The organism is Proteus sp. CA142267 (assembly GCF_003336825.1).
Classification (GTDB): Bacteria; Pseudomonadota; Gammaproteobacteria; order Enterobacterales; family Enterobacteriaceae; genus Proteus; species Proteus terrae.
The window spans coordinates 125,353-141,646 of the sequence record NZ_QPMG01000008.1; the positions used below are offsets into that span (position 1 = coordinate 125,353).

The 16,294-nt window shown below is 38.9% G+C and carries 12 protein-coding genes and 1 pseudogene; 1 reads left to right on the top strand and 12 read right to left on the bottom strand.

All coding sequences use genetic code 11. The features are described 5' to 3' along the window. Window positions 1–148: 148 nt before the first annotated feature. From C0T34_RS13705 to tnpA, 12 genes are all read right to left on the bottom strand, one after another. Window positions 149–2,518, bottom strand: coding sequence for a TonB-dependent receptor (locus C0T34_RS13705; RefSeq protein WP_075673472.1), 2,370 nt, complete (start codon window positions 2,516–2,518; stop codon window positions 149–151). Window positions 2,519–2,528: 10 nt separating this feature from the next. Beyond that, window positions 2,529–4,604, bottom strand: a complete 2,076-nt coding sequence (locus C0T34_RS13710) for a TonB-dependent receptor (protein WP_109850322.1) — start codon at window positions 4,602–4,604, stop codon at window positions 2,529–2,531. A gap of 223 nt (window positions 4,605–4,827) precedes the next feature. Further along, window positions 4,828–5,868, bottom strand: a complete 1,041-nt coding sequence (fbpC, locus tag C0T34_RS13715) for a ferric ABC transporter ATP-binding protein (protein ID WP_075673470.1) — start codon at window positions 5,866–5,868, stop codon at window positions 4,828–4,830. Between the two features lie 15 nt (window positions 5,869–5,883). Next, window positions 5,884–7,962 carry an iron ABC transporter permease gene (locus C0T34_RS13720; RefSeq protein WP_109850323.1) on the bottom strand — a complete coding sequence of 693 codons (2,079 nt, stop codon included), beginning with the start codon at window positions 7,960–7,962 and terminating at the stop codon, window positions 5,884–5,886. Between the two features lie 74 nt (window positions 7,963–8,036). Beyond that, complete coding sequence (locus C0T34_RS13725; protein ID WP_069368510.1) at window positions 8,037–9,068, bottom strand: ABC transporter substrate-binding protein; 1,032 nt, start codon at window positions 9,066–9,068, stop codon at window positions 8,037–8,039. Between the two features lie 2 nt (window positions 9,069–9,070). After that, window positions 9,071–10,423, bottom strand: coding sequence for an MFS transporter family glucose-6-phosphate receptor UhpC (uhpC, locus tag C0T34_RS13730; RefSeq protein ID WP_083629108.1), 1,353 nt, complete (start codon window positions 10,421–10,423; stop codon window positions 9,071–9,073). A 67-nt stretch (window positions 10,424–10,490) separates the two neighbouring features. Further along, on the bottom strand, window positions 10,491–12,047 hold the full coding sequence (locus C0T34_RS13735; RefSeq protein ID WP_109850324.1) for an MASE1 domain-containing protein: 1,557 nt from the start codon (window positions 12,045–12,047) through the stop codon (window positions 10,491–10,493). A gap of 1 nt (window position 12,048) precedes the next feature. After that, a complete protein-coding gene (locus C0T34_RS13740; RefSeq protein WP_023580792.1) occupies window positions 12,049–12,681 on the bottom strand; it encodes a response regulator transcription factor in 633 nt (210 codons plus the stop codon). A 232-nt stretch (window positions 12,682–12,913) separates the two neighbouring features. Then, entirely contained in the window at window positions 12,914–13,294 is a 381-nt protein-coding gene (gene panD / locus C0T34_RS13745; RefSeq protein ID WP_064719124.1) for an aspartate 1-decarboxylase, read from the bottom strand. 25 nt (window positions 13,295–13,319) lie between these two features. Next, a complete protein-coding gene (gene panC, locus C0T34_RS13750) occupies window positions 13,320–14,174 on the bottom strand; it encodes a pantoate--beta-alanine ligase (RefSeq protein WP_098941030.1) in 855 nt (284 codons plus the stop codon). A 42-nt stretch (window positions 14,175–14,216) separates the two neighbouring features. Continuing rightward, window positions 14,217–15,008, bottom strand: a complete 792-nt coding sequence (panB, locus tag C0T34_RS13755; protein ID WP_098941029.1) for a 3-methyl-2-oxobutanoate hydroxymethyltransferase — start codon at window positions 15,006–15,008, stop codon at window positions 14,217–14,219. A gap of 390 nt (window positions 15,009–15,398) precedes the next feature. Next, a complete protein-coding gene (gene tnpA, locus C0T34_RS13760) occupies window positions 15,399–15,815 on the bottom strand; it encodes an IS200/IS605 family transposase (protein WP_109850325.1) in 417 nt (138 codons plus the stop codon). A gap of 22 nt (window positions 15,816–15,837) precedes the next feature. Between tnpA and C0T34_RS13765 the strand changes: the two are divergent. Then, a pseudogene (locus C0T34_RS13765) lies at window positions 15,838–16,287 on the top strand (transposase); the annotation flags it as partial. Between the last annotated feature and the right edge of the window lie 7 nt (window positions 16,288–16,294).

The following is a 16,294-nucleotide window of genomic DNA, read 5'->3' on the forward strand; positions in this document are numbered from 1 at the left end:
TAATAGCGTAGCAATGTGTTACACCAAGTGTTACATCAAACATTCACACCAGGATGTCACACCAGGGGAAAATGTCGTAGTATTATTATAAAAAAGAGGCACCCATTGGGTGCCTCGCTTACTTTATATCTTGTTAAATCAGAATATATTAAAAATCAATTTTGACATTTACTCCATAATTTCGACCCGGTAATGGCGCTAAGTATTTCAATTGAGAAGATGCCGGTCTTGCTTCAGTATTGGTGAGATTATTAATAATAAAATCAACTGAAACGTCTAACTTATCAAGATGATATTTTTTACCAATACCCGCATCGACTAAAGTATAAGAAGGGAAAGTAATATCTCCACCATACATTAATCCACCACTTTCTTTCTGTTTTTTATTGTAAGTGGCGCTACTAAATGCCGTTAATTCTCCATGCTGATAATTAATGCTAATACCATGTTTTTCATTAGGTAAGTTTGGCAAATAATTACCTGCAATAAATAGCTTTCTTTTGCTTTTATTTTCGACAAAATCCCCAAATAGTGTAAATGTGAGATTGTGCTCGTGAGGTAATTCGTATAAATACTTAAATTCGTATTCTAATCCTTTTGTTTCAAGATCTGTTTCATCCCATTCCATAACGGTAACTCCACCACGGCTAACTCCTGTTAATCTCCTAAATTTAAAGTCACTATAGTCTGTTTTATACAGATTAAGTTTATTAGAGAAATTACCAACCTCGATAACAGATGATAATTCAATACTTTTACTTTTCTCTGTATTAAATTTACTATTTCCTTGTTCCTCAATTAGATAAGCATAATGAGGACCATGTGTATAAAGTTCATTAATTTCTGGTGCCCGATAGGAAATATTTTGTTGTAGCTTTAATGTCCATTCATCAATTGGTGTAAAAGATAAGGCTAGTGTATTTGCACTTGTATCAAAATGACGGTTTTGTAAATTAGAACCTTGTCCTCTACCGCTATTATAATTAGCTGGAATATTGAGGTGATGTTGAGTGTAGCCTTTACGGTATCCAGCGGTAATTTCAAAAGGAGATAAATTGAGTGACTCAACCCAATATATCCCATACTCTTTGGTTAATACACTTGGTAAATAAGCATCATAACCAGACGTTTTCAGATCACGATAATTACCATTAACGCCAACAGCACCATTTAACCGATTAAATAGTGGAGCATGTGCAGTTTCTAATGCTAATTGGTGATTTTTTGTCTCAAATACTGATGATGCAATTTGTCCCACCAATTCTTCATCTTTAGATTCAGAATAAGAGTAATAAAAAGCACTGTCCCTTAAAAAAGGTGTTAAGTGATAATGTTTTCCCTGTATATCTATCCGCCGATTATGGTTTGAAACTGAAACCGGTTTATACATTTCTCGGCTTGTTTTTGTGGTGAGATAGGCATATCCCGGCACACCGTAAGAAGTCTGAAAATCAGTAACAGATAAACCTATATAGCCTTTATCTCTAATATAAGAAAGAGATGCATTGCCACTTTGGCTTTTTAAAAAGCTATTCGGGATCTCTTTATTGTTATTTTCAACATAATGTTTAGGTGGAGTTACATGTTCAATAGATGTAGGACTGCCGGGTTTATATAGTGAATTTGGTTCGTTATTTACATAGCCAATGCCTGAAAAATAATCTTTATCTTTAAAGGTGTATTTATCACCTTCACTTAACTCATATTCAATCTGATACTTTTTCCAGAATTCACTAATATAAGGATAAGCTTCAGGATTACGACTGGTAAAAACTTTCATATCCACTTGGCATTGATCACGTAATGCAAAGTGCTCTTTAAGTTGCTGAAAGCTGTAGCAAGGACCTGCTTTAGAATTCGTAGGAATTTTATATCTAGAGACACGCTTCGTTGCTCCAGAAAGATTAAAAATCCAATTTTCTTCATCGCTGAGTTTAATATTTGCAGAGCCACCATTACCGTTATTGGTACTTCCATTAAAAGTTACAGCACCTGAAATGGCTTTTTCAGGTAATTGTGTCATTATCCTATCATCCCATAAATGAATGGCACCACCGCTTGTACTACCACCATAAAAGAGAGCTTCAGAATTCTTACTGATCGATATTTCATTAATTCGGTTCATATCAATGGGAATAGGCATATTTCCACTAATAAATGAAACATCATTAATTGGCAGATTATTGACTAAAATACCGACACGATTTCCTGATAAACTTCGAATAACAGGTCTTGCAGCATTAGGTCCAAAACCTTCGGCTTGTACACCCGCGACTTTTGCAACGGTATTACCAATAGTATTCGTTTTTATTTGTTCAAGTTGTTTATCTTTTATCTCTTCTCGGTTATTAAGTAATAAAGAGGAAAACGTCTCTTTATTTTTTATTAGTGTGCCTTTAACTGTTATTGCATCGTTTTGATTTTCTTTTTCTTTGCCTTTATCATCATTACTCTCTTTTCCATATAAAGGAGATGACAAAAGCATAAGCAAAATAATAGAGAGTTTACTTTTTTTCATGATATTTATATTAGAATGTAAGAGTAGCGCCTAAGATAATATTACGACCTGGTAAATACATTTCATCTTTAATATAAGAGGTACTGTCTTTCCCTTTTGCATCAAAGATATTATTAATCTTGGCATATAAGGTATAATCGGTGTTGTCTAAATAACCAATATATTCACTACCTAAACTAACCGTGTTATAAGCATCTGTAGATGTTTCATACTCGGCTGTTTTATTCTGTTTCCCAAAATGATCAACACGGATTTGTCCGGTTAAGTTTTCTGCCAAACTATGTTTAATATAAGCACTTAATCGATAAGCCGGTATTCTTGGTATATTTCCCTTATTATTTAGTAAATTTGCTCTGATATAATCACCAGAAATACCAATTAAGCTATTTTGGTTATAGTAATAATCAATATTTCCTTCTACACCTTTAAATTGTGCATCATGTTGAACATATTGTAATGAACGATAACCATTATTTAATTCAGCACCAGTAAACTTACCGTAAATATAATTATTGATACGATTGTAATAGGCACTCATATTAAATTGAATATCGCCTGTTACTTTAGTTACTCCAATATCAATATTATTTGCGGTTTCTGCAGTTAAATTAGGATCGCCTTTTTCAATGGTTCTACTTGCTGCATGAACACCATTCGCATAGAGCTCTTCTGCGACAGGTAATCTTTTTGTGTGTGATAGTGATAAATTTAAAAAATAGTCTTGTGTAAAATTCCACGCTAATCCAGTAGAAATAGAAGATGCACTCTGTTTATTAGTTTTTTGAGTTTCTCTATTTAACAGCGATTGCCACTCTTGGCGAAATCCTAATTCATAGCGAAAATCACCTAATTGGTATTCTTCTAATAAAAAGAGTGAGTGATTTTTTGTTTTTGTTGAAGGAACATAAGCCTCCTCTCCATAGGCACTAAAATCACGTTGATTAAATTGTCCACCAATAACGCCATGCCAGCCTAAAATTGGTTTATGTGTGAAAGATAATCTTAATTCATCTCCTTTGTTTTTAAATTGGGTGCTGACTTCATGATCTTCTTTTTCGTCATGATGATAATTGGTTCTGGCTGCACTGAAACGTACAGATTCAATACCGGCAAAAGGGTTACTTTTTTCACCACGAAGATCCCATCGTTTACTCTCTATAACAATATAAGGAATGCCATGTTCATGTTGTTCATCAGGGTATTCATGATTGTGATCATGATGATGACCAGCTAAAGGAGGGCTAATAGGGGCGTGGTGGTGGCCCTCATCATGATCGTGAAAATGAGTATGACCAGGCAATCCATATCGGCGATGCTGTTCACCATAGCCAATACCAATATAGCCATCATCAAAGATCCAAGATGTACCAATATTTGCAGATTGGTTATCTTGATAAGAGCCTGCTAAACGGCTAGGTTCTCCTTGATGCAAAGGCGCAGGTTGTTTGTAATCGCTTTGATAACGCTTAGTGCCTTCAATACGCAGAGCTAAATTATCTTGCCCTAATGTTAATCCGGCTGATCCTGTATTTCCCTTAGAAACGGAATCGTATTGATACTGTAATTCACCCTCGTAGCCTTTTTCAGGTACTGACATAGGAATTTTGCTATCAATAACATTTATTGCTCCTCCTATCGTACCTCCTCCATAAAGTAATGTTGTCGGTCCTTTTAATACTTCAATACGCTGGCTTAAAAAAGGTTCACTGGTGATGGCGTGATCAGCACCAATAGATGAAACATCCATAAGATCACTACCACTGTGCAATACCTTGACTCGATTTCCTGACATTCCCCGAATAACAGGGTGTACCGAACCCCCCCCAAAAAAGCTGGCATGAAAACCTGGCAAAGATGTCAATGTTTCTGCAATAGATGCACTACGATTAGTGCGTAGATCTTCTTGTATTAAAACCGCAACGGGTATTGCCATTTTTTCTTGTGATGTATGTAAAGGTGTTGAATAGACTTTTAATACCTCATTATTCTGATTTTCCTTTGACTTTATTGCGGGGGTTGCATTTGCAAATAAAGAATAACTTATTGAAATAAAAAGTGTTGTATAGCTAAAAATAGATTTTTTCATATCACTTACCCTCCTTTATTTATGATGTTATAACATAACATTTTGTAAATATTGTAAGTAAATATAATTATCATTAGCAAGTGATCATTTTTAAAAATAATAAAAATCTTATAATTGATTGTAATTTAAGGATAAAAAATAAATTAGGAGTGTGAAAAATAAAGAAGAAAAAAGGCGCCATAATGACGCCTTTAAGATAAATGATAAAATAGGGTGAAAATGTTTATTCTAAAATAAACATGCCATAAGGATGGATTTGTAGATAGTAGCTATCGCCTACATTAGGTTGAAGCTGTGTGGCATTGACTTGTAATAGCAAGGTTTGATTTTGCCATTCCACTGTCACTTCATATTGAGGCCCCATATAAGCGACATGGACAATTTTGCATTGCTGACAAGCATCGCCTTGCTGAGATAAGGTGATCGCTTCAGGTCTAACGCCCACTCTCACTTCTGTTTTAGTCGTATTAAACGTATCTGGTTTTGGTAAACGATATTGGAAGATATCAACATAATCAGCGCCCAATGTCGCTGGGAATAAGTTGGCATCCCCCATAAAGCTTGCCATAAATTCAGAAGCGGGTTGGCGATAAAGAGTTTGTGGTGAGCCTAATTGCATTATCTTGCCTTTATTCATTACTAAAACCATATCAGAAACCGCAAATGCTTCGCTTTGGTCATGAGTTACGTAAAGAGAGGTGATATTAAACTGTTGTTGTAATTCACGAATTTTCTCTCTCATACTACGACGTAAGTTCGCATCAAGGTTACTCAGTGGTTCATCAAAAAGTAACACTTTAGGCTTTAAAATTAACGCACGCGCTAAGGCGACACGTTGCTGTTGCCCGCCAGATATTTGGTCAACAAAGCGGTCTTCAAAACCAGCTAAATCCACCAGCTCTAAAGCTTCAGAAACACGTTGTTTAATTTCAGCTTTAGGACGTCCTAGCATTTTTAAGCCATAGCCAATGTTTTCCCCCAAAGACATATGAGGGAAAAGGGCGTAAGACTGAAACACCATACAAATATCACGTTGCTGAATTGAGCGGTCAGTAACATCCTCTCCGTCAATAAAAATCTTACCTTCTGTCGGTTTTTCTAACCCTGCAACTAAACGTAACACCGTTGTTTTACCACAACCTGAAGGCCCCAATAATGAAACCATTTTGCCTTGTGGAATAGATAAACTGAGATCTTCAATTACCGTGTTAGAGCCAAAACGCTTAATTACATTTTTCAGTTCAACGAAATGTTGTTGTGTCATGATTTATACTCCGTATTACTGTGCATTTTTGGCTTTAGAGCGTGAAACACGGGCTTCGCCAATCAAATAGTCAAATAAGAAAATAATTGCCAACATCACAACGATTAAAATCGAGCCGTAGGCAATTGCGACGCCGTATTCACCATCTTCAACACGGTTTAAAATATAAGCGGTGGCAACGCGTGTATCTGGTGTAACAAGGAAAACGATGGCACTGACTGTGGTAATGGCACGCACAAAGCTATAAATCAGCGCAGATAAAATAGCAGGACGTAATAACGGTAATAGTACATAGAAAATAGTTCTCATTGAGTTAGCTCTTAAACTTAAAGAGGCTTCATCAAGAGATTTATCAATTTGTCCTAATCCCGCAATACCTGCACGTATTCCCACTGGTACGTTACGCATTGTCATAGAGATAATGACAATGGCAGCGGTTCCCGTTAAATAGAAAGGCGAGTCGTTAAACGCAAGAATATAAGAAACACCTGCAACGGTTCCCGGTACAGCGAAACAAAGCATTGTCGTGAACTCGATACTTTTCTTACCTTTAAAGTCTTGGCGTACTACGATATAAGCAATTAATAGTCCGAGAACGGCTGTAATCGGCGCTGCAATACCCGCATATAACAAGGTATCTAACAACGAAGGCCATGCACCGTCACTCATTCCTTGACCAAATAGTTTGATAAAGTTATCAAGTGTTAAGGTGTAATCAACCCCCCAGTTAACAGTGAAACTGCCGTAGAAAATACTGCCATAGAGCAGGATATTAAAGACAACCCAAATACCTAAAACGGTAGTCACAAATGCAATCAGTGAAGACGGAAGAGGTTGAACATCACCGCGATAGGATTTACCTGATACCGTGACGTAAGAGCGTTTACCAATCCACATATACTGCACACAGAACACTAATAGTGAGAAAACTAGCAGTGACGCACCTAATGTACTGGCTGATTGATAATCTAGCTGAGAGCCTGTGATATAGAAGTAAATTTGTGTGGCGATAACGTCAAAGTTGCCCCCTAAAACCAGAGGGTTACTAAAGTCGGCCAGAGATTGCACAATCACAATTAAAAACGCATTGGCTAACGCGGGCTTAAGTAACGGCATAAAGACGTTAAAGAAGGTTTGATAGCGGTTAGCTCTTAAGGTGTAAGACGCTTCTTCTAATGAAGGATGAATGGTTTTTATAGCACCATCTAAAATCATAAATGACATTGGGGTAAAGGCGAGCACTTGAGCTAACCAAATCCCCGTAAAACCATATAACCAGTTGGTATTTTCAAGTCCTGCGTAAGTCGCGAGAAACTCTGTTACATAGCCAGAGCGCCCCATCATTAATGTCACGCCTAAACCGACAACAAAAGGAGGTGTAACAATAGGTAAGATAGAGAATACACGACCAATAATGGCAGAACGTACCGCAATACGAGACGTATAAATTGCCAAAATTAAACCAAAGAAAGTACAACCGATACCCACTGCGATAGAGAGCACAATAGAGTTGAGCATCACTTGCACAATATGAGCTTGGCTTAAAATAGCGATAAACTCAAAAGGTGCAAAATTGCCCGCGCTATCTTTAAACATCGGAATAAAAATAGCGATACTTGGGAAGATGATAAAGGCGCCAATCAGCGCAACAACGGCGATTAAAGAGCCAATAACAAAACTGTCACCACCCAGCCATTCAAGGCGTGTTAAGGCGGTTTTCATGATCATTCCCAAAGAAATAAAGAGGATGATCGCAGAATAACCTAAGCCACGCCCTTCGAGAGTTGCACTAACGATTGCAATAAATGCACAAAATAGCGCAAAACCTGCATCAAAATAGTGGCGAGAGCGATTTTCACGCTTAGGAGCAGTTAATGGACGAAATAACAGTAAACTAGGTAATAAAAACCAGAGCCAACTGATATTGACGCTACTCCAGCCGTAAGAGGTGAGCAATTCATCTGCTGTAGAATCTAAAAGACCGTAATCAAGGCTCCATGACGGCAGTAAAGCAAATGCCATCCATGCAATTAGGATCCATAAAAATATGGGATCCCGCCTCTTTTTTTCAGGTAAAGCGAGTGTGTGAGACATAAATCCCCCGAGAGTAAATGTATTTATTATTATGAGAAAAAGAGAGCGAGAGGTTATCTCGCTCTATTAATAAGCTATTTACCCATTTTTACTTCGGTAACCCACTTATTAATCAGCTCTTTACGCACTTCGCTATCGCCATATTTATCCATGTCGTAGTTAATGAGTTTTAAGTCTGATAATTTTAGTGCCATTGGTGAAGATTCAGCCGAGGTATTCGTTAGAATTTGGTAAGATTTACCTTCTTTCCAGCTAATTTCCTGAGCTTCTTTTGAGAGTGTCCAATCTACGAATAATTTAGCATTATCCATATTACGGGCATTTTTGATGATACTGACACCACCGATTTCATAGCCTGTACCTTCACAAGGTGAAATCAATTCAAGTGGAGCGCCATTTTCAACTTCTAATGAGTAGTCATGTAAGAAACCAATACCAATGGCGGCTTCACCACGCGCTGCATTTCGCGCTGGGGCAATACCTGATTTGGTGTACTGAGAGATGTTTGTATTAATTTTCTTCAGATAATCAAAGGCTTGTTCTGTGCCCCATAACTGGTCAAAGGTTGCCAGTGCGGTATAAGCAGTTCCTGAACTTTGTGGATCGGCGATTTGAATTTCACCTTTATACTCAGGTTTGATTAAATCTTTCCAACAAGTCGGAATAGCAATCCCTTTTTCTTTTAAGCGATCTTTATTCACGCCGAAGCCTAAGATACCGACATAAACCGCAGAAGAGTAGTTACCTTTGCGTTTAGCTGGATCACGAAACTGTGGCATTATCTGATCAAGATTTGGTGAAACATAAGGCTCTAGCAGATCCATTTCACCAGCTTGTGAGTGAGGGTCCATCGTTCCACCATACCAAACGTCAGCTTGTGGATTGCGTTTTTCAGCTTCAATTTTAGCTAAAGTACTTCCTGAACCATTACGAACGAAGGTTGTTTTAACATCATACTTTTCGGCAAAGGCTTTTGTTTCAGCTTCACACATGGCATTTGTCGCACTACAGTAAACTACTAAGCGACCAGCCGCATTTGTTGATAAGCTAACTGCAGAAAGAGCCAGACCAGCCGCAACGAGTGTAGAGAGGGTTTTCAATTTCATGTTCAGAACCTTTTAAATGTGTCGTCATCGGAAAATGAAAGAGGGCCAACTAAATGCTCTTGTTTGCTAACATCAGCAATCAACAATGGCATTAGTAAGAGTCCCATTAAGGCCGCAGCACTGGTTAATAATGCAAACATCCCAGTCCAACCATAATGCGCCATGACCTGACTTAATGGCCAACCTGCCATTGCCGCCCCTAAATAGGCAAACAATCCCAAGTAGCCAGTTACCGTGCCTGCTGCGTTTTTATGGCAATATTCTGTTGCAGCAAGCCCGATTAACATCTGTGGTCCGAACACAAAAAAACCGATACTAAAAAAACAGGCTGCGAGCAAAGCATAATGATGAATTGGAATTAACCAAAGTGCTGTTACTGCGGTAAAAAGTCCGAGTGAAAACAGCAATATCATTGGTGCTCGTTGGCCGCGGAATAATAAATCCGAGCCCCAGCCCGAACATAACGCGCCGAGTAAGCCACCCACTTCAAATAAAGAGAGAATGGCATTAGCACTCAATAAGTTGGCGCCATGTGTTTCTGATAACCAGATATTTCCCCAATCGTTAATCGCCATACGTATGAGATAAACCAAAATATAGGAAAAACCCAGTAACCAAATCATTCGGTTAAATAAAATGCTCTCTTTCAAAATAGTTAGCATAGGTTTAGGGGGAGATGCCTGCTCTTGACGTAATTCAAAAACATCGCGCCGCCACACACCCACAGTAGGAAGCCCTTCCTCTGCAGGAGTACCTTTTAATCGTACACACAACCACAACCCGATGATGATACCGATAATACCGGGGACAAGCAGTGCGACTTGCCAACTATAATGCGTCGCTAGCCACGCAGTTAAAATGGGAAGACTCATCCCGCCAAGGTTGATTGAGATATTCCATAATCCCCACCAGAAACCGCGTTCATTGCGTGAATACCAGTGTGTTAACAACCTTGCACAAGGAGGCCATCCAAAGCCTTGAAAGAAACCATTTAGTGCCCAGACCAAAAGCAGCGCGGGAAACGAAAGACAATAGGCAAAAATAATATTCATAATGCCTGTCATGACTAGTCCCACACCCATAAACCAGCGATATCCCCATTTGTCATGGAAAATACCGGAAACAAATTTAGATAAACCGTAAGTGAGATAAAAAAGGCTGGCTATCCAACCGATATCCCCTTTATCTAAATTCAATTCAACCTGCATAACGGGCATTACAAAGTTGACGCTTTTACGTGTGAGATAGAAAGTGGCATAACCGATAATCATCGACAGCATTAAATTTTTGCGCCAAAAGTTATAGGTCTTATTAATTGATGCCGAATTTTTACCTGACATAACATCCTCTTTGATGTTGCAAATGTAAAAAAAATGTCGCGAAAAAGAATGAGATAAGGTTGTAGATGACTAAGACTTATTCCTAGTTTTCACTGTTTTCTTTTGAATTTGTGGGTAAGTTAACAATTATTTTCGTACCGTGATGGTTAATCACTTCCCATTCTCCGCCTAAAGCGCGAATGCGTTCTTCTATTCCTCGTAATCCAAAGCCACTACTTTGTTGTGCTGATAATGATGTCGGTAACATACCAACGCCATTATCACTAATAATTAGCCGTAAACGGTTTTGATTTTGAGTCAGTGAGATTTGGATATAGGTTGCGTTAGCATGTTTACTAATGTTGTTTAACAGCTCTTGCACCAAACGGTAGAGAGTAAAAATAATGGTTTCGTTTTCAGGCTCTTTATCTAATGAGTAATTAAAATTACAGGTAATGCCGTTGTCATCAAAAGCAAACTCATTGATTAAATGATGAAGGGCTTTTTCAAGCGACATCTCCTCTAAAACAGGAGGGCGTAATTGTCGGAGTAGTTGACGTGTAGATTGATGAATTTGTAGGGCGAGTCGCTCAATTTGCTCTCCGGTTTGGCGTGTTTTGTCGTTATCCGCCGTTCTTTTGATTAGCATTGATTGAATTTGGATAGCCGTAATATTCTGCCCAATTTCATCATGTAATTCGCGAGCAATGGCTTTTTTAACATCTTCTTCGGTATGAACGAGCTTTTCCATTAGATCACGACGAGCTTGTAACTCTTGTTCTAGGCGTAAACGGTAATGACGTAAATTATGAGCGAGTTGCTGTTGGCGACTAATTGCAATCCCTAAGCCAATACCGATAATGGCTTGTGTGGTTAAGAACATTTCTAACTCACGCAAATCATTAAAAGCACCATTGACTTGGCGAGCAAAAGTAATAATCAAACTACCTAACAGTGCGGATAAAACGCCACCTTGCCAGCCATAACGGTAAGCCATAAAGACATTAGGAATAAACACAAGGATAACTAATAAACGCTCTATCTCGGGTGTTAAAAAAAACTGAGCACTTAACCCGATAAGGCAAAATAGAAATCCCCACATTAGCAAGGAAGTTCTTAGCGGAGGATCGGGAGTACCATCAGAGATTAAGGCGCGACTTTGTAATTCACGAAGATATTCATAAAGTAAAAAGACAAAAGGCGCGAGCAATATGCCCCCGGTTACTGATGTGAGGAAAATATCGCTGGTGGTATTAATAATAAACCCGAGAATAAAGGCTTGTAGCAGGCTATTAAAACCCACAGCGCCAATTAATAGGGTTAAGCGTTGCCAATAAAGCGGATATCGCCACCAAATACGCTGAACTTCTAGTGCGACAACGAGGCTTAGTATTGGAGAAAGATAAATAATGGCGTGGGTAATTAATTGCTCTTGTGCTAACCAGTAATAAAGCCCCCATTCGGCAAATAGCATCGGTAGCCAAAAGCGGCGCCAAAGTAAAATTATCAGGGCTAATCGTAGACCTTGAGGTAAGAAAAGGGCAGCTTGTTGCCCATTTTTACTTAAATAGAAGCCAATCACCCAAAGTGATAGCCAAAGTAAAGAGTAGGTGAGCAATAAAAAAAGGGATTGAAGAAGAAAACGTAGTCCCCTTTTCATATTACAACGAGCCTGTGATCAACTGATTTTTTAAGGCGAAATGAACTAAATCGATGGTGGTTTCACAGCCTAATTTACCCAGTACATTGGCTCGATGAACGTGTACGGTCTTATGGCTGAGATTAAGTTGTACAGCAATGGTTTTGACATTAACACCTTGAACTAACAGATTAAAAATCTCTCTTTCACGAGGAGTTAAAGTGTGGAGTGCATCTTCTTTTTCAGGTGTTTGTCGTAATGCTTTCATGGCATCAGAACAGAGATAACAACCACCTTGATGTACAGCACGTACTGCTTGTACTAACTCTTCAGGACCACAACGTTTTGTTAAATAACCGCGAGCACCAGAGTCTAGTGCACTCTGAACAAAGGCTGGGGTATCATAAATACTTAAAATAATAGTTCGAAAATCGGGGCGCTTTTGTTTTAAACGGCTTTGGAGTTGTAGACCACTTTCGCCAGGCATAGATAGATCCATAACGGCAACATCAATATCGTCATGTGCTAAATAAGGCCATGCTTCTTGCCCATTAGAATATTCACCCACGATGTGAATATCGGGTTCTAGCATTAGGAGTTGTGCAAAACCAGAACGCACAACAATGTGATCATCTACTAAAGCAACTTTTATCATAATTTTTTATTAGTCAGAGAGTAGTCAGACAATACTTATATGATTTATAACAAGCTACAGAAAGATAAGCGAGGAAAAATGGAGAAGAAATCCGGTTTTAAACCGTATATCTCGTTTTTATCAAGGTGAATCGTGACAAGTAAATAATAACAATAGGTTATTTATTGTTCTTGTTATTATTTCCCATAAGCAGGGAACCTCTGCCTATGGGAAGTGGGCAATATTTTATTGATTAAGCAACTTGAACGGGCACGGCTTTGGCAATGCGCTTCATTTCGTTGTTGTCTTCAAAATATGCAATGTTTGGCTTATGGCTACGCGCATCGCTATCAGGAATTTGTACATAAGAGCAAATAATTAAGCGATCGCCAACAGCGGCACGACGAGCGGCGGCACCATTAACAGAAATAATTCGTGAACCTCTTTCTGCACAAATGGCGTAAGTTGAAAAACGTTCGCCATTATCAACGTTATAAATATCGATAGCTTCATTTTCAAGAATACCTGCGGCATCCATAAAATCCTGATCAATCGCACAAGAGCCTTCATAATGCAGATCGGCTTGTGTCACTTTTACGCGATGAAGTTTGCCTTGTAACATAGTGCGTAGCATTGTTGTGTTTCCTATATTCTAATAATTAAGACACAAGATTAACTTGCTGGTTATCGATAAGACGCGTATTACCCAGCCATGCAGCCATTAAAACAACCGCTCGACGGCTTTCTTCATTTAATGGTGTGAGTGTATCTGCATCACAAATAAAGCACTCATCTGCACGAAAACCTTGCTGCTCTAAGGTATTTTTTGCATTTTGCAGTAACTGGTTAACATCATGATCACCCGACTTTAATTGTTCTGCGATTTCTTGCATCGCTTGATAAAGTGCGGGGGCTTGTTGTTTTTCGCTATCAGATAATAGGCGATTACGCGAACTGAGCGCTAAACCATTTTTGTCACGTACGATAGCAACAGGAACGATGCTGATATCCATACATAAATCACTTACCATCTTTTTGATAATTTGCAGTTGTTGAAAGTCTTTTTCTCCAAACATCGCAACATCAGGTTGCACAAGATTAAAAAGCTTACTGACAACCGTTGTGACACCACGGAAATGACCAGGACGGCTTGCACCCTCTAATACAGTAGACAATACAGGCACATCAACGGTGGTTTGATTTTCCATGCCGTGCGGATACATCTCTTTCGCTGAAGGAGCAAAGATAATATCGACATGCTTATCACGCAGTAACTCGCAATCTTCTTGTAAAGTTCGAGGGTAGTTTGCTAAATCTGCTTCTCTATCAAATTGAAGTGGATTCACAAATATAGAAGCTATCACGACATCCGCGTGAATACGGGCTTCTTCAATTAATTTTAGGTGACCTTCATGAAGATTACCCATTGTTGGAACCAATGCAATGCGTTTACCTTCTTGCTTTAATCGCTTGATTTCTCTGCGTAAGATAAGCGTAGTTTCAATAATTAGCATGGCGTGACTCCTTTAAACGATATTGATAATTAAGATAATAAATCAGTTAAATGAATGTTTTTCTTCGGGAAACAGACCTTGTTCAACTTGTTGAACATAAAGGCTGACAGCACCTTTTAATGATCCTGCTTCTTGTAAAAAATCTTTTGAGAACTTAGGTGCTTGAGGGGTTAAGCCTAATAAGTCATGCATCACAAGAATTTGCCCATCAGTGACATTACCTGCGCCAATACCAATAACAGGCATCGTTAATGCGTCTGTAATTGCTTTAGCCAGAGTAATAGGAACACATTCCAATACCGCTAATTGAGCACCTGCATCTTCAAGGGCAATAGCATCTTGCTTTAATTGCTCGGCTTCATCGTGCTCTCTACCTTGGACTTTGTAGCCCCCGAAAACATTGACTGACTGTGGTGTTAATCCTAAATGGATACAGACAGGAACTGCACGCTCAGCCAGCATTTTAACGGTAGGAATTAACCAGCTTCCACCTTCAATCTTCACCATGTTGGCACCTGCTTGCATCAAAATGCCGGCGTTAAGGCAAGCTTGTTCAGGTGTTGAATAAGACATAAAGGGCATATCAGCAATTAAGAAGGCATTAGGAGCGCCTGCTCTTACACAGCGGGTGTGATAGGCAATTTGCTCAACAGTAACGGGGAGCGTGCTGTTATGGCCTTGTAATGTCATTCCTAGCGAATCACCAATCAGCATGGCTTGAATACCTTCTTGTGCAAAAAGGCGGGCAAAACTTGAATCATAAGCGGTGATTGTGGCGAATTTTTTCTTTTCTTGCTTATAGCGATTTAGCGTTGAAAGCGTAGTGGGTTTCATTGTAACAAACTCCATCATTGTCGTTTTTTGTGTGTAGATAAAATTAATTACTTCACATAATCGTTTGTTTATTAAAGAAAATATTTGATTGTCAAAATAAAGCCGCTTTCGATTGTAGCATTTAAGGACTAAAAACGAAGAAAAAGTAACTAAATGAGTAATAAAAAATAACAAATGATAATTTTTATTTATATTCATCAATTGGTTATATATGAAAAATAAATATAAAAGAGTTTAGAGATTGAGGCAGTGAGGGGCGTTTGAAAAATCGAGGGAAAGCAAAGGAGAGGAGATAGGCTGATACTGTTTATGTTTTTTACCAAACACGCCGTAAAGCTCCGTCGTTCAGGGCGGGGATATAATGCGGAAAAGCCCGAGAGGCTTTAAAGATCAGTCAGGTGTCTCCTGCTGTTCAATATATTGTTTGATGATTGAAAGCGGTGCTCCGCAGCAACTGGCTGCAAAATAACTCGGACTCCACAGAACACCTTTGTAGTAGTAGCGTTCCGCAATATCAGGGCGATCCCGACGCAGTAATCGACTGGATACCCCTTTGAGACTGTTCACTAAATTAGATACAGATAGTGTTGGCGGATAGTTAACCAGCAAATGAACATGATCCCGCTCGCCGTCCATTTCAACGAGTTCAACATCAAAATCAGTACATACGCTGGAAAAATAATTCCTCAGCTTTTCGATGGCATCCTGATCAAATATTTTTCGCCGATATTTGGTAACAAACACCAAGTGAATGTGTATCAGGAAAACACAGTGCCTACCACGGCGAATATCAGTTTCTCTTTTCATAGACCAAAATATAATAGTGAATATGAAACGGCTTCAATCCTTTAAATTTCAGTTAAGACCAAATGGTCAGCAGGAGCGTGATATGCGGCGCTTCGCAGGGGCTTGTCGTTTTGTTTTCAATCGTGCGCTGGCACTCCAAAATGAAAATCATGAGGCAGGAAACAAATTTATTCCCTACACGAAAATGACTTCATGGCTCACTGAATGGAAAACCGATCCTGAGACACAGTGGCTAAAAAAAGCGCCATCACAACCGCTTCAACAATCCTTGAAAGATTTGGAGCGCGGCTACAAGAATTTCTTCCAAAAACGAGCTTCTTTTCCCCGCTTCAAAAAACGCGAGCAAAACGATGCGTTCCGCTACCCGCAGGGGGTGAAGCTCGATCAGAGCAATAGTCGAATATCCTTGCCAAAGTTGGGATGGATACGCTATCGCAATAGCTGTGAAGTCATTGGAGAAGTGAAAACCGTCTGTCACA